The sequence below is a fragment of the Psychrobacter sp. T6-6 genome (assembly GCF_052258185.1).
Classification (GTDB): Bacteria; Pseudomonadota; Gammaproteobacteria; order Pseudomonadales; family Moraxellaceae; genus Psychrobacter.
Map to the genome: position 1 here is coordinate 38,853 of NZ_JBQQEX010000010.1, position 25,732 is coordinate 64,584.

Annotated in this window: 22 protein-coding genes; 15 read left to right on the forward strand and 7 right to left on the reverse strand. The window is 43.0% G+C overall.

The window, feature by feature from the left end; genetic code table 11:
• Positions 1 to 147 precede the first annotated feature (147 nt).
• The 6 genes from gloB to msrB all read left to right on the forward strand — a co-directional run bounded on the left by gloB (position 148) and on the right by msrB (position 8,059).
• Positions 148 to 927, forward strand: coding sequence for a hydroxyacylglutathione hydrolase (gene gloB, locus ACTXGL_RS12470; RefSeq protein WP_443527068.1), 780 nt, complete (start codon positions 148 to 150; stop codon positions 925 to 927).
• Positions 928 to 1,034: 107 nt separating this feature from the next.
• Complete coding sequence (gene yejB, locus ACTXGL_RS12475; protein WP_443527069.1) at positions 1,035 to 2,105, forward strand: microcin C ABC transporter permease YejB; 1,071 nt, start codon at positions 1,035 to 1,037, stop codon at positions 2,103 to 2,105.
• Complete coding sequence (locus tag ACTXGL_RS12480) at positions 2,105 to 3,217, forward strand: ABC transporter permease (RefSeq protein ID WP_319051973.1); 1,113 nt, start codon at positions 2,105 to 2,107, stop codon at positions 3,215 to 3,217. Before yejB ends, ACTXGL_RS12480 begins: the two co-directional genes overlap by 1 nt.
• Before the next feature lies 1 nt (position 3,218).
• Positions 3,219 to 4,913, forward strand: a complete 1,695-nt coding sequence (locus ACTXGL_RS12485) for an ABC transporter ATP-binding protein (RefSeq protein WP_443527070.1) — start codon at positions 3,219 to 3,221, stop codon at positions 4,911 to 4,913.
• A 309-nt stretch (positions 4,914 to 5,222) separates the two neighbouring features.
• Positions 5,223 to 6,527 carry an iron-containing alcohol dehydrogenase gene (locus tag ACTXGL_RS12490; RefSeq protein ID WP_443527071.1) on the forward strand — a complete coding sequence of 435 codons (1,305 nt, stop codon included), beginning with the start codon at positions 5,223 to 5,225 and terminating at the stop codon, positions 6,525 to 6,527.
• Positions 6,528 to 6,844: 317 nt separating this feature from the next.
• Positions 6,845 to 8,059, forward strand: coding sequence for a peptide-methionine (R)-S-oxide reductase MsrB (gene msrB / locus ACTXGL_RS12495; protein ID WP_443527072.1), 1,215 nt, complete (start codon positions 6,845 to 6,847; stop codon positions 8,057 to 8,059).
• Positions 8,060 to 8,145: 86 nt separating this feature from the next.
• Here the strand turns inward: msrB and folE are convergent, their stop codons facing one another.
• On the reverse strand, positions 8,146 to 8,742 hold the full coding sequence (gene folE / locus ACTXGL_RS12500) for a GTP cyclohydrolase I FolE (RefSeq protein WP_443527073.1): 597 nt from the start codon (positions 8,740 to 8,742) through the stop codon (positions 8,146 to 8,148).
• Positions 8,743 to 9,282: 540 nt separating this feature from the next.
• On the opposite strand from folE, the gene ACTXGL_RS12505 reads away from it, so the two are divergent.
• The gene (locus ACTXGL_RS12505; protein ID WP_319052298.1) at positions 9,283 to 10,092 is read left to right on the forward strand and encodes an enoyl-ACP reductase FabI; all 810 of its coding nucleotides are present in this window, start codon (positions 9,283 to 9,285) and stop codon (positions 10,090 to 10,092) included.
• Between the two features lie 483 nt (positions 10,093 to 10,575).
• Here ACTXGL_RS12505 and ACTXGL_RS12510 read toward each other — a convergent pair whose 3' ends face one another.
• Positions 10,576 to 10,728 (reverse strand): hypothetical protein, encoded by a 153-nt coding sequence (locus ACTXGL_RS12510; protein ID WP_443527074.1) that lies wholly within the window; start codon positions 10,726 to 10,728, stop codon positions 10,576 to 10,578.
• 385 nt (positions 10,729 to 11,113) lie between these two features.
• On the opposite strand from ACTXGL_RS12510, the gene ACTXGL_RS12515 reads away from it, so the two are divergent.
• From ACTXGL_RS12515 to hrpA, 6 genes are all read left to right on the forward strand, one after another.
• Positions 11,114 to 12,535 (forward strand): SLC13 family permease, encoded by a 1,422-nt coding sequence (locus tag ACTXGL_RS12515; protein ID WP_443527075.1) that lies wholly within the window; start codon positions 11,114 to 11,116, stop codon positions 12,533 to 12,535.
• A 325-nt stretch (positions 12,536 to 12,860) separates the two neighbouring features.
• The gene (locus ACTXGL_RS12520; RefSeq protein WP_443527076.1) at positions 12,861 to 13,874 is read left to right on the forward strand and encodes an alpha/beta fold hydrolase; all 1,014 of its coding nucleotides are present in this window, start codon (positions 12,861 to 12,863) and stop codon (positions 13,872 to 13,874) included.
• Positions 13,875 to 13,895: 21 nt separating this feature from the next.
• Positions 13,896 to 14,678, forward strand: coding sequence for a metallophosphoesterase family protein (locus ACTXGL_RS12525; protein WP_443527077.1), 783 nt, complete (start codon positions 13,896 to 13,898; stop codon positions 14,676 to 14,678).
• Between the two features lie 87 nt (positions 14,679 to 14,765).
• Positions 14,766 to 15,359 (forward strand): DUF1543 domain-containing protein, encoded by a 594-nt coding sequence (locus ACTXGL_RS12530; protein WP_443527078.1) that lies wholly within the window; start codon positions 14,766 to 14,768, stop codon positions 15,357 to 15,359.
• A 1-nt stretch (position 15,360) separates the two neighbouring features.
• Positions 15,361 to 15,690, forward strand: a complete 330-nt coding sequence (locus ACTXGL_RS12535) for a hypothetical protein (RefSeq protein WP_443527079.1) — start codon at positions 15,361 to 15,363, stop codon at positions 15,688 to 15,690.
• A 303-nt stretch (positions 15,691 to 15,993) separates the two neighbouring features.
• Complete coding sequence (gene hrpA, locus ACTXGL_RS12540) at positions 15,994 to 20,136, forward strand: ATP-dependent RNA helicase HrpA (protein WP_443527092.1); 4,143 nt, start codon at positions 15,994 to 15,996, stop codon at positions 20,134 to 20,136.
• Positions 20,137 to 20,216: 80 nt separating this feature from the next.
• Here the strand turns inward: hrpA and ACTXGL_RS12545 are convergent, their stop codons facing one another.
• Positions 20,217 to 20,546 carry a hypothetical protein gene (locus ACTXGL_RS12545; protein ID WP_319052290.1) on the reverse strand — a complete coding sequence of 110 codons (330 nt, stop codon included), beginning with the start codon at positions 20,544 to 20,546 and terminating at the stop codon, positions 20,217 to 20,219.
• Positions 20,547 to 20,794: 248 nt separating this feature from the next.
• The gene (locus ACTXGL_RS12550) at positions 20,795 to 21,646 is read right to left on the reverse strand and encodes an AraC family transcriptional regulator (protein ID WP_443527080.1); all 852 of its coding nucleotides are present in this window, start codon (positions 21,644 to 21,646) and stop codon (positions 20,795 to 20,797) included.
• A gap of 166 nt (positions 21,647 to 21,812) precedes the next feature.
• On the opposite strand from ACTXGL_RS12550, the gene ACTXGL_RS12555 reads away from it, so the two are divergent.
• Complete coding sequence (locus tag ACTXGL_RS12555) at positions 21,813 to 22,226, forward strand: organic hydroperoxide resistance protein (protein ID WP_443527081.1); 414 nt, start codon at positions 21,813 to 21,815, stop codon at positions 22,224 to 22,226.
• Positions 22,227 to 22,357: 131 nt separating this feature from the next.
• On the opposite strand, the gene ACTXGL_RS12560 is transcribed toward ACTXGL_RS12555, so the two are convergent.
• Complete coding sequence (locus tag ACTXGL_RS12560; RefSeq protein ID WP_443527082.1) at positions 22,358 to 22,849, reverse strand: lactoylglutathione lyase family protein; 492 nt, start codon at positions 22,847 to 22,849, stop codon at positions 22,358 to 22,360.
• Between the two features lie 229 nt (positions 22,850 to 23,078).
• Positions 23,079 to 23,996 (reverse strand): DMT family transporter, encoded by a 918-nt coding sequence (locus ACTXGL_RS12565; protein ID WP_443527083.1) that lies wholly within the window; start codon positions 23,994 to 23,996, stop codon positions 23,079 to 23,081.
• A 381-nt stretch (positions 23,997 to 24,377) separates the two neighbouring features.
• Here ACTXGL_RS12565 and ACTXGL_RS12570 point away from each other — a divergent pair, with 381 nt between their 5' ends.
• On the forward strand, positions 24,378 to 25,061 hold the full coding sequence (locus ACTXGL_RS12570) for a DUF421 domain-containing protein (protein WP_443527084.1): 684 nt from the start codon (positions 24,378 to 24,380) through the stop codon (positions 25,059 to 25,061).
• A gap of 109 nt (positions 25,062 to 25,170) precedes the next feature.
• Here ACTXGL_RS12570 and ACTXGL_RS12575 read toward each other — a convergent pair whose 3' ends face one another.
• Positions 25,171 to 25,695 carry a TIGR00645 family protein gene (locus tag ACTXGL_RS12575; protein WP_319052285.1) on the reverse strand — a complete coding sequence of 175 codons (525 nt, stop codon included), beginning with the start codon at positions 25,693 to 25,695 and terminating at the stop codon, positions 25,171 to 25,173.
• Between the last annotated feature and the right edge of the window lie 37 nt (positions 25,696 to 25,732).

Here is a 25,732-nt window from a genome sequence, read left to right on the forward strand (position 1 = left end):
GCTCAAAATAATATCCCGCGTCTATTGACAGCGCTGATCTTATAATAACTGATGGTCAGATGTGCAAGCTTCGGTTATGGAATAAAATCGATATTAAATAACTCAAAAATAACGAGCAACAAAAATAACTATTGGTAAGGATTTAACATGAGTATCCGTATTCACCCTATTAAAGCATTCAATGATAACTATATTTGGACGTTAATCAATGACAATAATAAACAAGCAATCGTCATTGACCCCGGTCAAGCTGAACCAGTCATTGATTATTTGGAGACAAATGAGCTGGAGCTGACCTCGATTTGGACCACTCACCATCATCATGATCATATCGGCGGCGTTGTAGCGTTGCAAGAGTCGTATCCTATGACCCATCTGGTTGCGCATAGTGAGCATGGGGTTGATGAAGACCAAACGATAAAAGATGGTAGCACAGTAAGTGCATGGGGCTGCTCAGCACAGGTTTGGGATGTATCAGGGCATACGGCTAGCCATATGGCTTATATCTTAGATATTGATGGGCAAAAACATTGCTTTTGCGGCGACACGCTATTTAGTGCAGGTTGCGGCCGTGTCTTTACGGGTACCATTGAGCAATTGCATGATAGCTTTAAGCGTTTAAATGGTCTGTCTGAAGATACGCTGTTGTACCCTGCACACGAGTATACGGCTAGTAATCTACGCTTTGGGCTATCTATTGAGCCTGCCAATGAGCAAATGCAGCAAGCGCTCGCACAAGCTGAAACGAATACTGCCCACGGCGTGCCAACACTACCAGTGACATTAGAGCATGAGCGCGCGGTCAATGTATTCTTGCGTACTCAAGAGCCAAGTGTCATTGCTGGGGTTGAGTCCAAAACGAATATCGATGATGAGAAGTCTTTAACGGTGTTCGCGGCATTACGCGAGCTAAAAAACAACTTTTAAAGCACGTTTTTGATGCGGCAACTGCTTTCTTGCTTATATTCAATACAACATAGCCCGCTACTGTCGTTATTACCATCTCTTTTTATCTCATCTAGGAAGTCGCCATTATGGGTCGTTATATCTTAAAAAGACTACTACTGATATTGCCGACACTATTTTTGATATTGCTTGCCAACTTTGTCATTGTACAAGCAGCACCTGGAGGTCCTGTTGAGCAGCAGCTGGCGCTGATTGAACAGGGCGCAAAAGACAGCGCGCTCAGTGGTAATATCGGTGCGGGTAGTGCAGGTGGTAGTGACAGTGCTTATCAAGGTACGCGTGGTCTCTCTGAGGAGATGGTCGCTGCAATCAATGCCCAATATGGCTTTGATAAATCGGCACCAGAGCGGTTTTGGCTGATGCTAAAAAACTATGCTCAATTGGACTTTGGTGAGTCGTTTTTTAAGGGTCAAACAGTAACTGACCTTATTATAGAGAAGCTACCGGTCTCGATATCGCTTGGGCTGTGGAGTACACTGCTTATTTATATGATTGCCATTCCACTAGGTGTGTATAAAGCCATGCACCATGGTTCAGGTATTGATAAAGCCACAGCCATGCTGCTTGCTATTGGGCATGCGATACCTGTGTTTGTGTTTGCCGTGATCTTACTGGTGTTTTTTGCAGGAGGGAGCTACTGGAATATTTTCCCGCTACAAGGATTGACGTCTGAGAATTTTGATCAGTTAAGCGCGCTTGGTAAGGTCAAAGACTATTTTTGGCATCTGGCACTACCACTGCTGGCAAGCACAGTGGGCGGGTTTGCAGGATTAACGTATCTGACCAAATTTAGCTTCTTAGAAGAGCTGGGCAAACAGTATGTATTGACCGCTCGCGCTAAGGGTCTAGGTGAACGTCAGGTGCTGTACGGACATGTGTTTCGTAATGCGATGTTGATCATCATTGCTGGTATTCCTGCTGCTATTGTGGGTATTTTCTTTGCGGGTAACTTTTTGATTGAGATTATTTTTAAACTTGATGGCTTGGGCTTGCTAGGTTTTGAAGCGATTCAGCAGCGCGACTATCCAGTGATATTTGGTACGCTGTTTATCTTTACGTTGGTGGGACTACTATTACAGTTGATTAGTGATTTGAGCTATCACTTGATCGATCCCCGCATTGATTTTGAGGGACGCTAATGTCAAGCAATCAATCTCCATTAAAGAGTAAGACTGGTAATAGCGAACCAGATAAATTGCAAATACCTGAGCCTTCGTCTAACACAAAACAACAGCGCTTAAATCCTATTTGGCAAGCAAGGCTCACGCGCTTTCGCCAAAATCGGCTTGGCGTGATATCGCTGTTCGTTTTTGCAGTGATATTTGTCATCTGTATGGCCGCCAATGTCATCGCCAATGACAAACCACTGCTGGTGAAGTATCAAGATGACTATTATTTCCCTGTTTTAAAAACCTATCCTGAAACCACCTTTGGCGGTGTGTTCGAGACTGAGACCAATTACAAAGACCCTGCAGTGCAGTCGCTAATCGATGAGCAAGGTTACTATGTGATGCCGCCCATTCCATTTGCTGATCAGACGCCCAACGTTGAGCTTGGTCTGCCTTATCCCGCGGCGCCCAATGCGCAGAATTGGCTAGGTACTGATGATATGGGACGCGATGTGCTGGCGCGGATACTATATGGGTTGAGAGTGTCGTTATTGTTTGGCCTGGCTTTGACGCTAGCTGGTGCCTTGATTGGTATTATCGTAGGTGCAGTGCAGGGCTATTATGGTGGCTGGGTGGATCTGGCAGGACAGCGATTCATGGAAGTATGGGGCGGTATGCCGCAGCTCTTCATGATTATTATTTTAGTGAGTCTGTTTAGTCCCAGTATCAGCATGCTGTTTGCTATGATGCTGCTCTTTGGCTGGATGGGTCTGGTGGGTTTGGTGCGGGCAGAGTTCCTACGCGCTCGTAACTTTGACTATGTACGCGCCGCCCGCAATTTGGGCGTTTCTGATAGTCAAATCATGCTCAGACACATTCTACCCAATGCGCTCGCGTCAAGCTTATCGCAGTTGCCTTTTATTTTAACCGCCAATATTATTGCATTGACCGCGCTGGACTTTTTGGGATATGGGTTGCCACCTGGTTCACCATCTTTAGGGGAGCTTATGGTGCAAGGAAAAAACAACCTTGATGCCCCTTGGCTGGCCTTATCAGGGTTTTTTAGTCTGACTTTTATTTTGTCACTGCTCATCTTCGTCGGCGAAGCACTGCGTGATGCATTTGATCCGAGGCGCTCTTGATATGACTGATACTATAATTGCTACTAAAAACAATGTATTAGAGACGCCAGACAAAGGCATTCACCAGACGAGAGGTAAGCTTGTGCTGAGCGTAGATCAGTTGATGATCACAACCGTTACAGGTATCAATTTAGTAGACAAGCTGTCTTATGAGCTACGACAAGGGCAGACTCTAGCGATCGTTGGTGAGTCAGGCTCTGGCAAATCGATTGCCAGCCTAGCGCTCCTAGGTCTGCTACCAGAGAGCTTGACTATTGATGGTACCGTTCAGCTGGCAAGTACATCAAACACCTCAGATATGTCTGTATTACCTATAGCGAATGACAAAGCACGTAACGCAGCTCTACGTCCTATTCGTGGGCAGCGTATCGGTATGGTATTTCAGGAACCAATGACAGCGTTAAATCCGCTGCATACAGTCGCTAAGCAAATTGCGGAGTCTCTACGTCTAAGCGGCGTACCCAAAAAGCAATGGCGTGACATCAGCATCGCGCTGCTAAATGATGTCAATATTACCGATCCTGCTGATAAGTTAAATCGCTATCCGCATGAACTCTCAGGTGGTCAGCGTCAACGAGTGATGATTGCTATGGCGCTAGCACAGCAGCCTGACATATTGATTGCTGACGAACCTACCACAGCACTAGATTTGACCTTGCAGCATGAGATTTTGACACTATTGGATGATCTCAAACGCCAACATAATATGGCAATGATACTGATCAGCCATGATCTGAATTTGGTCAGGCGCTACAGCGACGAGGTTATCGTCATGCGTCAAGGTCAAACGATAGAGCAGGGTCATACCGCTACTGTATTTGAGCAGCCCGCAGCAGACTATACTCGTACGCTCATTCAGCAAGACTTCGGTCAAGCATTAACGCTAACGGGCGATAACGCAGATACACGCTTGAACGTACTACAAGTGAGTGATCTCAAAGTACAGTTCCCTATCGAAAAAAGTCTATTCGGCAGTACCAAGCGCTGGTTTGATGCGGTCAAAAATGTCGATATGACCCTGCAAAAAGGACAGGCACTCGGTATCGTTGGTGAGTCTGGCTCTGGCAAAACCACCATTGCTCTCGCGCTCAGTCAATTACTCAGTAATCAAGCACGTATCGATGGACAGATAATGGTCAATGGGCAAGATATCTCGGCTTTGTCAAAGAGTGCATTGCGTACGTTCCGCTCGCAGATACAGATGGTGTTTCAAGACCCGTTTGCTAGTATCAATCCTCGCATGACAGTCATGCAGATCGTGGAAGAGGGACTGTTGGTACAAGGCGTGGATAAAGGTACTCGTCAGCAAGCAGTGATGGAGAGCCTAGCAACAGTACACCTGCCTTTATCCTTCGCGCAGCGCTATCCACATGAGCTATCTGGTGGACAACGTCAACGCGTGGCATTGGCGCGCGCGCTCATCATGAAACCAAGTCTACTCATATTGGATGAGCCTACCTCTGCACTAGACAGTACCACGCAAGTCGCTGTAGTCAGTCTACTGCGTGAAATTCAAGAAAAACTGCAAGTCAGTTACGTCTTTATCAGCCATGACCTAAAGGTAGTACGCGCACTATGTCAGCACATTATGGTACTAAAACAAGGCACGTGCGTGGAATCGGGACATACCGAGGATATTTTTAACAACCCACAGCACCCATATGCACAGCAGTTACTAAAAGCGAGTACAATTTAAGCTAGACGTATTATTTTGAGTGAAATGTTGAGCGAATCTACCAAATCGAAATTTAGAGTAGTAGCCTGGAGCAACGAGCTGCTAGCAATCAGGACATAGCAGTTCATAATAATAGCGACATACCAAAAAGCGCAGTGGTACAATTATTCTCAACAGTCGCCAGAGCTAACCAAATTTTAACTAAGTTCTAGCTGAGCCTTTTTGTTACAGGCATAAGTATTTATTCTGCCAATAGTAATCAAACACCATCAACTGGTCACACAGTTGTTATCGCGGTTAAAATCATCATTGAAAAGGATTTTTGTACCCATGAAAAAACAAAACAGTATGACCAAGCTGGTCAATAGCACAGGACTCCAGCATGCTGGCTACTTGGCCGTTGCTAAGACACGTGCCAAAGTACTAAAAGCAGTCTCTTATGTGATACCTATCAGAAGACCGATGTTATTTGTTGGAGAGTCTTCTTGTGACGAGCTGTGTGATATGCTCATAAATGAAGGTAATACCAACGTGTTTATCGTCACTGATGCCGTGCTAAATAAGCTTGGTATACCTGCAAAGATTACTGACTATCTAGATGCAAAAAATATTCGTTATCATGTTTATGATGGTATTACGCCAGATCCAACCTTCAAGGTTGTTGAAGAAGGACTGCGTCAGTCTATAGATGCCAATTGCGATGCTGTCTTAGCTATTGGCGGTGGTTCAGTGATTGATGCTGCCAAAATGATCGCGATGTCTCAAGGCAACAAGTGCAAGCCTCAAAAACTAATCGGCATTCTTAAAGCAAGAAAGCCTTCAGCACCACTATATTGTGTGCCGACCACAGCAGGTACTGGTTCAGAAGCAACGCTTGGTGCGGTCGTCTCTGATGACAAAACACACCAAAAAGCCCTGTCTATCGACCCAAGAATGGTGCCGCTCGCCGCTGCGATTGACCCTGTTATCATGAAAGGCATGCCAGCCCATATCACAGCCGACACGGGCATTGACGTATTGACACATGCATTAGAAGCATGGATGAGCGCTAATGCAAGCGTAGAGACAGACTACTATGCAGCCTCTGCCGTCAAATCTGTTGTGAATTATCTGCCACTGGTGTATAAAGATGGCGGCAATCTAAAGGCTAGAGAGAAGATGGGGATCGCTGCCCATTATGGTGGAATCGCTTTTAACAAAGCAGGTTTGGGTTATGTTCATGCTATCGCGCATCAGTTAGGCGCTTATTATAGTATTCCTCATGGTCGCGCTAATGCCATCGTGTTGCCTTATGTACTTGACGTCAATCGCAAGGCAAGTAAAAAGAGACTGGCAGCACTGGCAAAAAGAACAGGTATGGTACAAGATGGTCAAGCAGGCAATGGTGATAGTGAAATAGCAAACCATCTCATTGCACAAGTCAGAGAGCTGATTGCCGACTTGAATATCGACCCAACCGTTAGTGGTATGCAAACCAGTGATTTTGATGACATTGCAAAAGCTGCTGCAAAAGAAGTCAGTGATACCTATGCGGTACCGACGTATCTCTCAGCATCTGAAATCAAAGAGATATTAACGAAAATTAAGCAGGCAAGTGACAATGAAGCAAAAGAAGACATCCAAAAGGTGTCATAGTTTTTTACTAACACGCTTATGATAAATAAAGAGCCTATTCTTCTTTTGAGGATAGGCTTTTTTAATACGTTTGAGACAATAACGTGATCAGAAGATCTGCCAAATATCTAGTTTTTCTTTATACATCGATCATAATTTTTATATACTGTATTGATTAAAATACAAGATGATCATCATATTATTGTTTAATTTATCTTCTACTCATTCGTATTTGATAAAAAATAACTTAATAAATTGTAATATGTAACAATACAGGAATGTTATGGTGACACATAGGCGTTAGGATAGTTAAATAACATTACGTTTAGGAGATTTTTATGAATCGCATATTGCCCTCTAAGATCATGGGACTGATTGTCATTGCGAGCAGTGCGCTTTATGCAGGCTGTGCATCTACCGAGAACAGCACCACTGTAAAAAATACAACAGATGCTAATCCCTATGCACCGACTACTCCAGGACTGGCAGTAGCCACAGTAGCTGGCGGGTGTTTTTGGTGTGTTGAAGCAGGCTATGAAAAAATCCCAGGCGTAGTTGAAGTGGTATCTGGCTACACGGGAGGCAATACCGAGAACCCAACCTATAAAGAAGTATCAGCAGGGGGTACGGGTCATACAGAAGCGGCGCAAGTATACTATGATCCCAAAAAAATCACATATAACGGTATAGTGCAAGCATTATGGAGAATTGCTGACCCCACTGACGATCAAGGACAATATGTCGATCGTGGTACACAGTATCGCCCAGCGATTTTTTATAACAATGCTCAAGAAAAGCAAATAGCAGAATCTGCCAAGCAAGCATTGCAAGATTCCGGGGTATACGAAAAACCAGTCGTGATTGAGATTGTACCTACGAGCACGTTTTATCCTGCTGAAGAGTATCATCAGGATTATTACAAAAAGAACCCAATACGCTATAAAGCTTACACGTTCAATTCTGGTCGATATCAGTTTATCGAAAGCGTATACGGCAAAGACTATGAGCTAGATTTTAGCCAGTTTGCACCTACTGCAAGTAGTGCAGAGCCAATGATATCTAGCCAAACGATCAGCAGTACAGTCAGCACAGGGTTCAATCCAGATACCTTTGTGAAACCTGCACAAGATGAGTTAAAAAAATCGCTCACTGATATTCAATATAAAGTCACTCAAAAAGACGGTACTGAGCGCGCCTTTGACAATGAATATTGGGATAATAAAGAACCTGGACTGTATGTCGATGTGATATCTGGTGAGCCATTGTTCTCTTCACGCGACAAATACAAATCTGGCACGGGCTGGCCAAGTTTTACTCGTCCATTAAATACTGAGCTGGTCGTTGAAAAAGAAGATCGCGGTCTTTTTTCGACGCGTACTGAGATTCGTAGCCGCTATGCGGACTCGCATGTCGGTCATGTATTCAATGATGGTCCAGCACCGACAGGTAAGCGATATTGCATGAACTCAGCAGCACTACGTTTTATTCCGCTCGCACAGATGGAAGCCGCTGGTTACGGTCAATGGATAGATGAAGTTAGACCAATGAGCTAGTACCGTTTTTTATAATCTACTCAAATAAAAAGGACGCTAAATGCGTCCTTTTTGCTATTTATAATAGGTGAAATCATCCACAGCATTTAGAAAGCAGGCTGACGTTTAGGTACAGCGCCCAAAAACTCGTTACGAGCTTGGATATTGTGACTGTATTCACCAAGCATCGCCGTACTACGCGTAGTCGAATGCTGTTTGCTGACGCCGCGCATCATCATGCACATATGTGATGCGTCCATAACGACCGCCACTCCGCGGCAGCCAGTGACATCCATGATAGTTTGTGCAATCTGCTCACTCAGGTTTTCTTGTATTTGTAGACGGCGAGCAAACATATCGACAATACGGGCAAACTTCGAAAGCCCTAGTACCTGGCCATCAGGTAGGTAGCCGATATGAGCGACACCATGGAACGGCAGCATATGATGCTCACACAATGAATAGAACTCAATGTTCTGTACCAGTACTAGCTCACGATTGGTCGATGGAAAAACAGCATCATTGACCACTTCTTCGATGCTTTGATGATAGCCTTGAGTTAAGTGAGCAAAGGCTTTTGCAGCACGTACAGGCGTATCTAGCAAACCCGGACGATTCAAGTCTTCGCCAGTCGATCCAATCAATTGGCGATAAGATTCGGTACTTTCTTTATAATCTGGAGTTGTTATTGGGGTGTTACTCATAAGTTTGGCAGCCATCCAAAATGTGGGTGTAGCTTAACGCTGAGTCCTATCATGTGAGGACTCTTATAAAAATTGTGCAAGCTGGGAAGGGCTGTGATTATACTCGAAATCTGCTGAACTTCATACTGCTGTGGTGAGCAGTTGAATCTTTAATCCATAAGAGAGTATTTGGTACTTAATCGGAACAGTTGCAGTGTTAGTATTTGAAGTACGATTTTTCAAACAATGAGCGAGATATTAATGTTCACGCATTTTATCGTGAGGCGTCAATGCTAAAATGCACTTCAATAACTCGCAAGCAGCGTTCGTTGTCGACACTGCTTGAATTGATAAGCCGTTGTTAGGTATTTTTATTTGATTAGCCAGTTGTATTAGTGAAATCAAAGATAAGAATCAAATACAGTTTACGACTGTTTACTTAAATGAATTCGTGTATAATAACTCATCTTTTCATTTGTACTATTTAGTAATCTCAATATTCTAATTACTCTAAATAAATTCTTATTCTAAATCATCTCGATTGATTCAAAAGGAAATCTTATGCTACTGCAAGGACAACGATTTGTCGTAACTGGCATCGCAAGTAAACTCTCTATCGCTTGGGCTATCGCAGAAGCGTTGCACCGCGAAGGGGCATCTTTGATTTTGACTTATCCAAATGACAAAATTAAAAAGCGCGTCGATATGGCTGCCGAAAAGTTCGAAGCAGATTTGGTGCTAGAGTGTGATGTTGCTTCTGATGACTCAATCGCTGCTTGTTTTGAGCAAGTGACTGCTCATTGGGGTGATGGTATCGATGGCGTCGTACATGCGATTGGTTTTGCGCCGATGGATCAGCTAGATGGCGATTTTGTCAGTGCTACCACACGTGAAGGCAGCCATATTGCGCATGATATCTCAAGCTATAGCTTTGTTGCATTGGCAAAGGCCGCTCGTGAGTTGTTAGCGATGCGCCATGGCTCTATGTTGACATTGACTTACGAAGGCAGTATTTCAGTGTTGCCAAACTACAATGTCATGGGTATGGCAAAAGCCAGTCTCGAAGCTAGCGTGCGTTACTTAGCGACGTCTATGGGCGGTGAAGGTATTCGTGTGAATGCAATCTCAGCTGGTCCTATCCGTACGCTTGCGGCTAGCGGTATTAAGTCATTCCGCAAAATGCTTGATGTCAGCGAAAAGATTGCACCACTGCAACGCAATATCACCCAGACCGAAGTAGGTAATGCAGCATTATTCTTACTATCGCCGTGGGCATCTGGTATCACGGGCGAGATTATGTTTGTAGATGCAGGGTTTAATACCGTTGCTATCAGCGAACAGCTTATGATGCTTGATGAACCAGCAAAGTAATGGGTTACACACTGTTTGTGAGTGAGAGTCATGTCTGTTCACTCAGCAGCGTGACTAGCACGCATAACGGTTGTTAAAATAATTCGTTCATTGATATGAAAAGACAGCCGATAGGTTGTCTTTTTTGCTTATACTATTATTGTTGTTCGCTAGGCCACGCAGTTGTATTGTCGACTGACTCCCGCACCATCTTATTATTAAGGTAGCATCGGATTCTTATACTATTATCGGGTATTGTTTTTTTGGTGCTAGTCTAGTAGGGTGTGGTTTACTAATGTTGACTGTGATCCTCTGGTCGTTCTGACCACAGTCGTAGGACAACAAAACTTGTGCAAAAATCAGTTTTTATATATCTGTTAAAAAACGGTCAACATTAAAAAAGCGCTTATCAAAATGATAAACGCTTCTTATGTTTACTGTTTGTGTTATATGAGTAAGCGACTATATTTAAAATTAGCCTGCCCTAAAACACTATTCTTTGTCTTATTCTCTGTGATCTTCGTGTTCATGCATACCTTGCATCATATCGAGCATGGAATCGTCAGTACGTTGCTGATCTTCTTTGGCTAAGCCATCTTGGTTAATGTCCTTTGGGGCCATTTTAGTCGTTGCATCAGTTTTGTTTGAGTCTGTCATAAAGTGCTCCAGTTTATTTTTGTTTGGTTTCCAATAGGAAAACTTACGCCAAGCCTGTACCAGTTATGACGTAGGTAATGTTTAACTCATCTAGTATGAAAGACCAATGCTACGTTGTACATATAAAATATGCGCTTGTTTAGTGACGATGTGTAACCAACCATTAGTGCCAATTTTAGACAGAATACATTGCCAGAGGTAACCGCTTTAATCATATCTATATTAGATATAGATAATAACTAAAAATATATATTAGTAGCATGTGTAGAGATTTTTACCTTAATTAAAGTTTGCATTTAAGGTAATGAGAAGAGAGTCGCTAGTAAGAAAAATGCGTCTTTATATTGGGTTTTTTATACCGTCTTTGATTCAATAAGGACATTTTATGTCAGAGCAAAAACTGGACAGCCATCTGCCTAATGATGGCAATGAATATTTATTTACCGATAGTTTTCCAAAGGGTACGGGTAAGGGGTTGATCGTTGTCGCCATTGCGGCGATTATTGCAATGGTTATCTACAATGTATTGCCATTCGATATCAATGCAAATAAGGGTCTTGCCGTACTGTTTTTTATTGGAGCGTTATGGCTCACAGAAGCTGTGCACGTCACTATTACAGCGCTGCTAGTAGTCGTGGTAGGCGCATTGGTTGGTATACCAGATTTCGATGCTGAGATTGGGTTGCAGAGCTTTGCTAGTCCCACTATTTATCTGTTTTTTGGTGGCTTTGCATTGGCAGCCGCGTTACACGTACAGCAGCTAGACAAAAAAATAGCCCTCAAGATTTTATCGATGTCCGGTGGCAAGCTCAGTACCGCTGTATTTTTGATATTTGGTGTGACTGCGTTCTTATCCATGTGGATATCGAACACAGCTACAGCAGCGATGATGCTACCGCTAGCTTTAGGTATTTTGACACAGGTCGATCGTGAAAAAGACCGAGGAACGTTTGTCTTTGTATTGTTAGGTATTGCTTACTCAGCCAGCCTTGGCGGACTGGGTACAATTGTCGGCTCCCCGCCGAATGCGATTGCGGCAAAAGCGCTAGATATTGCATTTGTTGATTGGATGAAGTTTGGTATCCCTATGATGCTGGTACTGCTACCGCTATTACTGGGTGCCATGTATGTATTCTTAAAACCCAATCTCAATCGCAAAGTCGTGCTCGCCGAAGATGAGCCCATTGCTTGGAATAAGCCACGTATCGCCACTATTATTGTCTTCATCATCACGGCACTGAGCTGGATTTTTTCTAAGAAAATTGGGGCCGCTTTCGATATTACTGATACGGATGCCATTATTGCACTGGCAGCCGCGGTGGCAGTGGTGAGTTTAGGACTGGTGTCTTGGAAGCAAGTATCAGACAATACCGATTGGGGTGTGCTCATGTTGTTCGGTGGCGGGATTGCGCTATCGACTATCTTAAAAGTATCGGGTGCGTCATTGGTGCTGGGTGAGACTGTGGCAAGTGCACTGTCTGCTGCACCGCTGTTGGTTGTCATGATAGCGGTATCTGCATTCATTATTTTCTTGACGGAGTTTGCTTCCAATACGGCATCGGCGGCGCTCCTAGTACCTGTATTTGCAGCGATTGCAGAGCAAATGGGCTTGCCAAATGAAGTGCTGGTATTGGTCATTGGTATCGGTGCGTCGTGTGCCTTTATGCTGCCAGTTGCCACGCCGCCAAATGCTATTGTATTCGGTACTGGTTTAATTAAGCAGACAGAGATGGTGCGCACTGGTATTATATTGAATGTTATTGCGACCATTATTATTGGCTTCTGGGCATATTTTTTCTTGCTATAGTTAAGTAGTCAAAAACCCAGTCATACGTACTGGTGAGAAATCAAACCCGATGTTTAAGGCCGACTTAAGCATCGGGTTTTTTTATGACTTGTTATGCTTCATAAAAGTAAACTACTTATAATTTGCTCTTATACCATAGTGAGTAGCAGTTGGATAAATATTGATGATATACGTCAGTTGTAGCCAGTCGCAACTGATCGTCAATCGATATCTAAAAACAGTACTTAAGAATAATACTTAGGATTATACCTAGGGACAATACTCGAAAAAACACTTAGAAAAAACGCCATAACCTAATGTCATACTATTAAATGGACTTGATCACATGACACAGTATTTATTAAAAATAACGGTCTTTATTATTTTGATTATAGTTGTCGTGCTAGTGGCACTCATAGCACTATATTGGGCACCAGACCGTACTGTCGCTGAGCTAAAGCATTGGCAGCTACCTAATAGTGAATTTATAGACATACAAGGTACGCAGGCACATGTGACGCAATCCGGTATATGTCATGCAAACCGTAGAACAGCATCAATAGACGCAGGGGCTGATACCTCTCCTGATACCACTTCTACTAGCACCATTGTTTTGTTACATGGAACATCAGCAAGCTTGCATACGTGGAGTGGCTGGACAGAGGCGCTTTCTAATCAATACTGTGTTGTGAGTATGGATTTACCAGGATTTGGTCTGACAGGTCCTTATATTGACCAAAGCATACAATATAGCAGTGAGCGTTATGCTGAATTTGTCATTCAAGTGCTTGATCGCTTGGATATAGGCCGTGTCATTCTAGCAGGCAATTCGCTGGGCGGTAAAATTGCTTGGCGTACCGCAGCCTTGTATCCTGAGCGTATAGGACGGCTCATATTAGTGGATTCAGTGGGTTATCCAGCAGCACCCAAACATATTCCTATTGGCTTTAAGGTTGCAGGCTATCCTGCAATAGCGCCTATTTTAAATTATATCTTGCCCAGAAGTGTCGTCGAAAAAAGCGTCGTGAGCGTGTATGCAGATGAGAGTAAGGTCGACGATGACTTAGTTGATAGATACTATGAATTGACACTACGCCAAGGCAATCGGCAAGCCTTGACTCGTCGTCTAAAAGAAACCGATAGTGATAGTCATCAAGAACAAATCAAGCAGTTGGATATACCGACATTGATATTATGGGGTGCAAAAGATAACCTCATACCTGTAGAAAACGCGGAATTATTTCACAGGGATATACGTAACAGTCAGCTTGTGGTGTTTGATGATTTGGGTCATGTACCGCATGAAGAAAATCCGATAGCAACTGTTGATGTTGTGAAGCAGTTCTTGATGAATGAGTAGACTTGATGAATGAGTAGAGACATGAACAAGATAAGAAAAACAACAACCATCGCTGCGATTTCAGACATTCATAGTAATGTCTTTGCTTTGGAGGCGGTGCTTGCTGATATCAAACAACGCGGTGCTGATCAGATCGTAAATCTTGGTGATATTTTATATGGGCCAATAGCGCCTCAGGCTACCTATGAGCTGTTAATGGAACATCAAGAAGACATTATTACCATACGAGGTAATCAGGATAGGCAGATTTATGAGGCAACGACAGTAGAAATTGTTAGCAATTCAACGTTGAGTTTTATTGTCACAGAATTATCTAAAGATGCGATTGAATGGATGCGGTTTTTGCCGTTCGATTATCATTTAAGTAAGGATGTCTACCTATGCCACGGCTCACCAACCGATGACATGACGTATTTACTAGAAGATATTAAAACAGGGCAGCCAGTAGTACGTGATGATGCCTCTATTTCAGCACTGCTTGATGGTGTCGATAGTGCGGTCATTGTCTGTGGTCATACCCATATTCCACGAACAGTAGTATTATCATCAGGTCAAACAGTTATTAATTGTGGTAGCGTTGGTTACCCCGCTTACGAAGATGATTTGCCTATCATCCATAAAATGCAGACCTATTCACCTTATGCTAACTATTCTCTTATAACATGCATTGATACTCAACAAGGTAAACGTTGGCAAACTGAGCATATCAAGGTGGCTTATGATCATAAAAAAGCAGCTACACTGGCCTCTAAAAATGGACGCGAAGACTGGGCGTTTGCTTTAAATACTGGGCGAGTATTGTAGTGTGGAAGACTCAGCATTATTGCTAGCCGAAATGATTAAAGCCACCAACCATGATCTACCATTAAATTATTATAAGGACGGTGTTACATGCTCACTCTATATATGGTTCAACTTGGTGGTCGTCCTAAAGGGCGTCTGATAGAGCAGCACGACATGTTTTTTGGTGTCGCCAATCAGGTCAGTGGGCTGGTAGTAGGTATCAACCAACATTGGCCAGAGGTCAAAAATAAATGGCATATTGATTCGTATCGAGCAGTTACTAAGGTTGATGGTTACACGATCAAACTGCTTGAGTCAGGTGAGCAAGTCAGTACAGAGGCCGACCTAAAGCTGTTCTTTATCAATTTGGGCGGTTATCAGCGGGGCAGTTTTGAAGAGTTTCATTATAAATTGCTTGTTGTCGCCACCAGTCAGGCACAAGCGATTAAGCAGGCTAAACAAAGCGATTTTTATAAACAGTTCACCTTCACAGATATCGATTCACCTCTCGATGCCGCCTCTCATATCGATGATAAGTTTGAAGTGGATATAGATGATATCTATAACGTGAATGATCTGATCTCAAATGTTCAGCTGTTGATCGAGCCTATCGCTGAGATAGGGGAGTACAATATTGAGATTGGAGAAGATAAAGAGTATGTGGGATACTTGAGTATCAAGAATCTAAGGAAGTTGTCATAATATGTCTTTAAATATGCACTACAAAAGTGGTCTAATCCGCAAAGCGCGCTGCCAGATATCTGATGACCTACTGCCCATACTTTATCAAATTCATAATAACGCAAAATTTCCACGATTGACGTGGCTAATTGACAACCTTTATGAAAACCCACAGATTGGTCCTGACGTAGCGAGAGAGTTGGCTAATGAGATGGTTGGGTTTGAAAAACTGATACTGTCGCTACATCTGCCTTTTCCTAGACTGTCATTACAAAAAATACATGCCTTTTTTGAAGGTGCTGCTACCAGTCAACAGATTATTTATACCAAAGCCTATCCCAATAGTGATTAATGTTACTAGCTGATCCTTCTCTGCGGCTTTCAGTATGTGCAATCTAATGTTTATATCCATGCTATCTCAGCTACGTGCGTCGATACTTTTATGACAGCTAAGACAGGCGTTCTATCGCGCATAGTTATAGTGTGAATTTCAGGTGTGTAATCAATACAGGACTCACTTGAATCGCCTGCTATTTGCCTCCATAATCTAATCACTTATTAATAATAAATAGCCTAAGCAAATATGCCAGATACTTCCGAGAAAAACAATTTAAGCACTCCTAGTACAAATGAAATTGAAGATACAAAAAGAGCGGTGGAACCATTAGCCGACCTACCTGTACTTGCTAAAGATAATTACTATTTAAACCGTCTTGAACGGGAGCTGACGCGTGCCGCCGTGTCTAAAAATAAAAAATCCAATCATGATTCTGAGCAAAAAAACAATCAAGACGATGTGCTGACTAAGAAGCGTGCCCAATACGATAAGATAAAAACGCGCTCTCAAGCAGCAGTACAAGCCCGCATCGACAGTATTCCAAGCGATTTGCCCGCTAAGTTAAATCTTGATCTGCCTGTTAGTCAACGCGCAGAAGATCTGGTACAAGCCATCATCGACAATCAAGTCATTATCGTGGCGGGTGAGACAGGTTCTGGTAAAACAACGCAATTACCTAAGCTTGCCATGCTGGCAGGACGCGGTATTACTGGACAGATAGGGCACACGCAGCCAAGACGCTTGGCCGCGCGTAGCGTCGCAAACCGTATTGCAGAAGAGCTCGGAGAGCAGCTAGGCAATACGGTCAGTTTCAAGATTCGCTTCAACGAGCAAGGATCAGCGCAATCTGTAGTCAAGCTAATGACTGATGGTATTTTGCTCGCTGAGCTGGGTCATGATCGTTTTTTGAGTAAATACGATACGATTATCATTGATGAAGCACATGAGCGTAGCTTAAATATCGACTTTATCATGGGTTATCTCAAAAAGATGCTACCCAAACGTCCAGATTTAAAAGTAATTATTACCTCAGCGACCCTTGATACCAAGCGTTTTAGTGAATACTTTAGCCGTTATGATGCTAAGCTCAAACGGCAAGTCCCTGCGCCTATCTTCAATGTTGAAGGACGCAGCTTTCCAGTAGAGGTGCGCTATCGTCCGTTGACCGATGAGCCAGTAAATAGCTCAGAAGACGACAGCTATGATGATTTTGAAGAAAATCTACCGCGTGCGTTGGTTGCCGCTGTCGAAGAGTGTTTTAGCGATGCGCAGAGTAAAGGTCATGCTGATCAAGCAGATATATTGATATTTGCCGCGACTGAGGCGGAGATTCGCGAAACACAAGAAGTGCTTGAGCGTCACGGTCCACGCCATACTGAAGTGTTGCCACTGTTTGCACGGCAGACCTATGAAGAACAGCAGCGTATCTTTCAGCCGTCAGGTCGAGGTCGACGTATTGTCATCGCGACCAATGTCGCTGAGACGGCGTTGACAGTACCGGGTATTCGCTATGTAATCGACTTGGGATTTGCGCGTATTTCGCGTTATTCGTATCGCTCACGCGTACAACGTCTGCCGATTGAAGCGATTTCGCAAGCGGCAGCCAACCAGCGTAAGGGGCGTTGTGGCCGTGTCGCGCCAGGGGTTTGTATTCGTCTTTATTCTGAAGAGGACTTTAGTGGTCGTCCTGAATTTACTGAGCCTGAGATCTTACGTACCAATCTAGCCTCTGTGATATTGCAGATGGCAAACCTGCGTTTGGGTAGTGTTGACAACTTTGATTTTATTGAGCCACCTGATAGTCGATTGGTCACTGATGGTCACAAGCTGCTTGATGAACTGGGCGCCATCACATCCAAACAAGATACTACGCAAGATAAAAACAAATCATCAAAGCGTCAAAAAGGGCTCGATCATCTTCGCCTAACAGCAACAGGTCAGAAAATGGCACGTATGCCAATCGATCCAAGGCTGGCACGTATGCTAGTGGCTGGTTCTGACTTTGATTGTATTCGTGAGATGCTAATCGTGGTTGCTGCGCTTGCGGTACAAGATCCACGTGAGCGTCCTGCCAATAAGCGCACACAAGCTGATCAAAAACATGCGGTCTTTCGTCAAGACGACTCTGACTTTTTATTCTATTTAAGTCTGTGGAAGGCACTGTTTGAAAAAGACGAAGACGGCAATAAACTGTCCGGTAATCAGCGTAAGCAGTTTGCAAAAAAGAACTATCTAAGTTTCCCGCGTGTACGCGAATGGCACCAGACGCATCGTCAATTGGTACAAATGGTCACTGAGCTTAAGTTAACCGATGTCAATGACTCACAAATATCGGATAAAAATGTTGCCAAGAATGACCCAACAGCGATCGAAGACGAAGCGTTAAAAGCTGTTAAATATGCCAACCTACATAGAGCGCTACTGACGGGTTTATTGTCTATTATCGCGCACAAAACCGAAAGTCGCGGTGAGTATTTGGCGGCGCGCCAGCAAAAAGCCAAGATATTCCCAGCCAGTACGGTATTTAAACAGATACCGCCTTGGGTTATGGCATTTGAGATGGTCGAAACCTCCCAAGTGTTTATGCGTACCGTTGCCAAAATTGAACCCGAATGGATTACCTCGGCGGCAGGTGACCTGCTCAAATATCATTACTTTGAGCCGCATTGGTCCAAAAAGACAGGACGAGTCAAAGCGTACGCGCAGATTAGTCTATTTGGCTTGATTATTATCAGTAAGCAGCTCACCAATTACGAGCAAGTAAACTTGGTCGAGTCACGAGAGATATTCATTCGTGATGGTCTGGTGACTGGTAATTTCGGTCGCAATGCGCCATTTTTACAGCATAATATGGACAAAGTTGCTCATGTTGAGCGCATCGAAGACAAGCTACGTCGCCGTGATTTATTGGTTGATGAAGAAACGCTCTATCAGTTCTATGACAAAAAGATTCCTGAGTATGTTGCCAGCCGCAAAACATTTGAAGACTGGCGGGCAGAGGTAGAGAAAAACGACAACAAGTATCTGTTTTTTACTGACGAGGATGTACTCACTAGCCAAGCACCAACCACGGGCGACTTCCCAGAAGTATGGAAGCTGGGTGATCTAAAACTGCCGCTGCGTTATATCTTTGATCCAGCAAGCGATGATGATGGCGTGACCATACGTGTACCGCTTGCCGCATTACCACAGCTCGACGCGATTGAATTGCTATGGGGTGTGCCAGGATGGCGCTATGAGTTGGTTCTACAGTTGCTCAAATCATTACCAAAAGATATCCGTCGCCAGATCGTTCCGATACCTGATACCGCAGATAGCCTATTTGACGAGTTGCAGCAACAAGGCGGGCAAGGGTTATTAAAACAACTGTGCCAAGCGCTCAATCGCCGCGGTATAATTTCTGTGACGCCGGAGAGCTTTAGCCCCTCTACGATTGATCGTTATTTACAACCACAAATTTGTGTGGTTGATGACAAGAACCGTATCATCGAAAAAGGTCGTGATCTGCAAACATTGCAGATTCGCCATGCTTCCGAGACTAGCCAAGCGGTTAATGAGCAACAAGGTGCGCATACTGACTTCCCTGAACATTTTGCCTTTAGCAAAAACCATCATAGCGCAGGCGTGGTCATGAAGCAGTTTGCTGCGCTCGTTGCTGATGAGGCAGGAGAGGCAGTATCCATTCACCAGTACACCGATGTCAATGCAGCACTACAAGCGCATCGTATCGGCGTATTAACCTTGATCAAAGGGAAGCTTGGTGCGAAGAAAAAACAGCTGACCAGTCAAGTAGATAAAATATTCAAACTGGCATTTGCACCGCTGGGTGATATGGAAAAACTAAAAACAATCGTTATTGATGCCACATTGGATGCCGCACTCGAAGAGCACTATGTCCTGTTTGACCATAGCGAAAACCTACCAGAGAGCGCTGATGATATCGCAGTGGGTCTGAGTGATGAGCTGCCATTTACCCCTGAAGAATATGCACAGACGCTCGAAGTTGTGCTGAGTAATTTCTTATTGACAGGTCAAAGCGTTACCAAAACGCTCAAAAATGTCTATACGCGCTGGCAGCGCATTCGCCAGGGGCTACTGATGCTAGACCGTGAGGTGTTTGGAGAGTCTATCGACGATATTGAAGATCAATTAGAAGATTTACATTTGGCTGATTTTGTTTACCGTATGGATTATAGCCATTGGCAACAGTATCCGCGTTATCTTGAAGCGCTAGAGATTCGCCTTGAGCGTTTAGAGCACAATTTAGACGCCGATCTTGATGGTGTCTACGCGCTAGACTTGCATATGGAACGATTAGCAGGACGTGCGGACAAGGAAGCCATCAGTGAGTATCGCTGGATGGTGGAAGAGTATCGGATCCAGCTATTTGCTCAGCCGATGAAAACCCGTATGGCGGTATCACCCAAACGTCTTAGCAAAATGTGGGATAAGGTAAGCTAGCATAGAGTATCTTTATATATTAAACCCAAAAAGAGGGCTAGATTAGTCATTACTAATCTAGCCCTCTTTTTTATTGGTAGTTAATGACTGATTCTTTCTGTCAGTACTCCCATGCTATAGAGCATAAACGCAATGGCGGTAAATGCCACGATAAATGGTGTCAGTATCCAAATCACCACATTGATCAGGATGGATGGGAGTAAACCATTAAATAGCTCGATATCTGGGGTAAAAAAATCTGTCATTACATCCACTGCACGTTTGGCAATGGGGAAGAGTAGTGTGCTTAGGGCTAACATGTATAGATATTTACTAAAGCCGGGGTCACTCATGACAACCAAGAAGTAAAACACTGAAAAATAAGTGATGCCTAGTGCCCAGCATTTGAGAGTGTAGCTTAAACGAATCATGTCATTTCCTCCCCAGCATATCTATTAATGAACGTAGATTTATCTACGTATATATATTCTTTTATTTGAATATATAGTATATGTTATAATACGAATATAAAGACAAGTCAAACAATTTTTCCATATATTTAAAATACGCCATAAATTATTTAATTTAAAAACGATCATTTCTGAAGAAGGGGTTCGAACGATACGATATAAAATAGCCTAAGCAAAAAAACTTATGTTATTGAAAAATAGAATTATAGCTACAAATCACTGCTCGGATTCACACCGAACAGTCGCTTATATTCTCGACTAAACTGGCTAGGGCTTTCATAACCTACTTGCATGGCGATCTGTGATATTTGTGCTCCGTGCCTCTTAATCAGACGCCTTGCCTCCATCAACCGCAGGTTTTTTTGATATTGCAATGGGCTTAATTGGGTTATCTCTTTAAAGTGCTGATGAAACCCCGAGACGCTCATACCGCATCGACTGGCGAGATGCTCGACCATGATAGGTTGATTTAAATGTGCCTTTATCCAGTCAGTAGCTTGGGCGATGCGATGTGTATGACTGCCATCGACGACCAATTGCCTAAGCTTACTTCCTTGTTCAGCTGAGAGTAGACGATAGTATATTTCCTGCTGAATCAAAGATGCCAAGAACTTGATGTCATTTGGATAATCAAGCAAATCTATCAACCGTTCAAACGCCGCCATTATGGTATCATCTAACTGCCATTTTATGCCTAAGTGACCGCTTGCTATTGATTGGTTAGCGGGTATTTGCGCTAAAATATCTCTAATCATCGCTAGGTCTAGTTTCATGGATAAGACAATGACAGGGTTTTCGATAGAAGCGTGTTTGATATGCATGCTAAGCGGGATATTGACTGGGCAAAACATCAGATTGCTATTATCAAACCTTTGGCAGTCTGCTCCTAAGTAAATCTCTCGCTCGCCTTGTAAGACAATACATATGCTAGGCTCTTGTATATAGCTGACAGCTTTACTCGGTCTATCAGCACAATAGAAGAACAATCCTGCCACGGCTGATTCGATGGTTTTGTTTTTGGGTAGTACTCTGAGTAGTTGATCTATCGTTGTCTGATTCATCATCATTGCTTGTTTTAGGTTGTTGCCTGATAGTATGAAAATTTATAGGATTAGGCAAGAGTTATAGAGGTCTGTTCTAACGCCTATAAGCAGACGTCACTATAATAGTCTTATCGCAACAGCGTAAGCACGACCTCTAATAATATGAAACAAGGAGTTATTGATCATGAAAATATTTTATAAAACTCGCGCGACAGCTACTGGTGGACGTTCTGGTCATACTGGACTAGACGATGGCTCATTGGGTTTTGATTTGGTTTCTTTTCAAGAGCAAGACAAAGAAGGCGTCAATCCAGAACAGCTTTTTGCTATGGGTTATGCAGCTTGTTTTGATAGCGCTTTGAGCATGACTGCGCAGCATATGAAACTGCCTATTACCTCTTCGAAGACTTCTGCGCAAGTAGGTATCGGTATGAAAGCAGATGGTAGTTACAACTTGGACGTAGAGTTGTATGTTGAAGTGTCAGGTATCGACGAAGCGCAGGCGCAGCAGCTGATTGAAGCCACGCATCAGGTATGTCCATACTCTAATGCAACGCGCGGCAACGTTGAGACTCGCTTAGAAGTTACTGTTGTCTAACGGTGCTTTATGTTGGCTCTAATTGGCCTCTAGTAGCCATTTGGCAAAAACGATGGTTCATATAAAAACCGCCCCGATTTATATAAATCGGGGCGGTTTTCGTTTGTCTCATATATATCAAATGACTTAGTCTATAGACTATAAGTGAGCTCATAGCTATGACTGTATATCTCAACGATATTACCAAATGGATCTTCCATATAAATCATGCGGTAAGGTTTTTCGCCTGGATAGTAATAACGGGGTTGTTTCATACGTTTTTTGCCACCGGCAGCGATGATGCTCTCTACAAGCTCATCAAGATTCGGATCTTGAACACAAAAATGAAAAATACCTGTTTTCCAGTATTCAAAATTATCTTCGGGGTCTTCTTGGTTTTTGAATTGAAAAAGCTCTACACCGACTCGGTCAGCAGTAGACAGATGCGCTATATGTAGATGACTCCATCCCTCGCCAAATATTTCTGTACACATCTGACCGACAGGACTATCATCTTCTACGATTTTGGTAGGGGCTACGATAGTATACCAACCCATGACTTCAGTATAAAACTTGACGGCCTTTTCTATATCAGGGACTGACAGACCAACATGCGAAAAGCTTCTAGGATAAACATTACTCATTACTTGTACTCCTGTGTGGGTATGACTCAGTGGGCAAACATCCTTGTGCTGTTTAAAAATAGCACCATGAGAAATACCACTGCGTTGTAAAAACACAGGTATATTGCAATGAACTGTAAGGTGTCAGGTATAAATAATTTATATATTTCAATGCGATAGTGAGTAAAGGCTCTGTCTAAAATATAGATGACTCGTAAGATGCGCTAACACTTTGGTAAATCAGCATGGTCTAAACAGGCGCTTTTTTATTCAAAATAAATACTAAGACGGCGCCCAAAATCACGACGCTTGCAATAATAAATGGCATAGTGAGCTGCTCAGACAAAAATACCACACCTAGCACCGCTGCAATCACAGGTACACACAGCTGAACAATAGCCGCTTGTGTATTCTTCAATAATGGCATCGCGCTATACCAAATACTGTAACCCAGACCAGAAGCGATCGATCCTGATGCACAGGCCAGCAGTATTCCTTCACTCGTGATGCTTTGCATCTCAATATTCGATAAACCCATATCGTCCAAATACATCATGCCCACCAACAGTAATATGGGAACGGCTACCAAACTTCGTACAAAGTTAAATCCTGTCGCTCGCAGTGGTGAGACACACGATTTGCCGCGTATGCTGTATACTCCCCAAGCTGCACCGCTCATCGCCATCAGTGATGCAGCCAAGGGTGAGGGGATAGCGGCTGATGGCAGCATCAGATAGACAAACCCTGCTACGGCAATGATAAATGTTAGCCACTGCAATGTACTCAGCGTCTCTTTTTGGTAGATACCCCAGCCAATCATCGTAAGCTGTACTGCTGAAAACAAAATCAATGCTCCAGTGCCTGTATCAAGCTCTACATAGGCAATCGAGAAGCACAATGCATAAACAACCAAGCTGATGCTACTGAGCCAGCTGCCTTTATCATTCAAAATTGCATTAGTGGCGGCACTGTCAGTCGTGCGAGATTGACGCTTTAGACGGTAAGCGTGAATCGCCATAATAAAAACTAAGCACACAGCCGCACTTAGTAGGCGAATAATCGTAAAGCTCCAAGCGTCGATATAACCCTCTGCCAATGCCATTCGGCAAAAAAGAGAGTTTGCGGCAAAGGCAATTAACGCAATGATGGTATAAATAGTGGCTTTCAAAGATGATTCCTAAAATGAGTAAGTGTGTCTAAATAGACAAGCATTGTGTTTTGTTTTTATCTTAATTTTTGGCCTATAGTCTTGATTTCTAGTTTTTGGTTTCAACTTCTGGCTTTGATTTCTTAGGTATGTCGCTATAACGATAGCTTATTTATTAGTAGAAGTAATAATGAAAAAGATAAAAATTAGAGCGACAGTGGGTTTATAAGGTTAGATATTTTGTCGTACTTGTGACAAAAAATCTTTGTTAAATGAGAATAACGATAGTTGTATTAACGATAAGGTTTGGAGTATAGAGGTCATCTATTTTGCATCAAATGAACCATTAGCAAGACAAGCATTAAACACAATAAACCAGATAAATAAATAGGAAGCAGTAGTATGGATTGGGCAAGTATTTTTATTCATGACACCACTTGGTTGTTTGCCGTTGAAATTTTAATACGTGTCACTGTCATGTTTGTATTGATTATTACGTTCTTGCGATTCACAGGCAAGCGCGGCGTTCGTCAGCTCTCTATCTTTGAGCTGACCATTATTCTATCGCTAGGCTCTATTGCAGGCGATCCCATGTTCACCGAAGATCTGCCTATTATTCAGGCGGTATTGATCATGGGTACGGTCATCTCCCTCTACAGGTTTTGCACCTGGGCGATGATGAAGTTCCAGCCTTTTGAAGACCTGTTGGAGGGAAGATCACTTTATATTGTAGAAAATGGCATGTTGGTACTTGATAAAATTAAGCAAGGTGAGATGTCACATGATGAGTTTTTTGCTGAGATGCGCCAGCAAGGGGTTGAGCATTTAGGGCAAGTTCGTGTTGGTCTGCTCGAAGCTGACGGCAATTTTAGTATTTTATTGCACACCGCTGAAAAAACAGATTACGGTATGCCGTTGTTCCCTAAGCAGTATCAGGCAGTCGAAGAAACAGAGGTAAATACTTACTATGCCTGTATGTATTGCGGTTATGTCAATAAGATACCTGACCCTGATCATTGTTGCCCGCGATGCGAAGACAATTGTAGAAACTGGGCTAAAGCATTAAACAACAAAATCGTCAAATAATGAGTATACCGTGCTGTCTTCTATATCATGATGTAAGACAGCACAATAGATTATGACTTTGAAACCAGATTACTGAGAAACTAAGTTGCTCCTGTAAGTGTTCTAAGTATCAGTGCTTTTTGGTATCGCCGACCACTTTATCCATAACAGCGAATAACAAGCCTGACAATACAAAGGTCATGTGAATGATCACTTTCCACATCAGCTTATCAGCATCGAGCTCACTCATTCCGCTAGAGATATCCATAAAAGATTTCAGAAGATCGATTGCTGAGATCGCGACGATAGCTCCGATGACTTTGAGCTTTAAACCAGAAAAATCTACTTTCCCCATCCAGCTAGGACGATCGTCATGAGCGCCAGTGTCAATTTTTGAGACAAAAATCTCGTAACCACTAAATATAATGATGAGTAATAAACTGGCGACTAACGAGATATCAACTAATATCAATATATCTACAATCACACTGGCTTCCGAGGCTATGAGTATATCGGCAAACATATGCCATAGTTTTTGAACAAACTTAACAAATAGTAAAACGATGCCTAGTACCAATCCCAGATAAAAAGGTGCCAGTATCCAGCGGCTGTTGAATATTGTTTTTTCTAAGTACAGCTCAAACTTCTTTAGCATGGATATCTCTTAAGTTTTAAAAAACAAATGATATTAA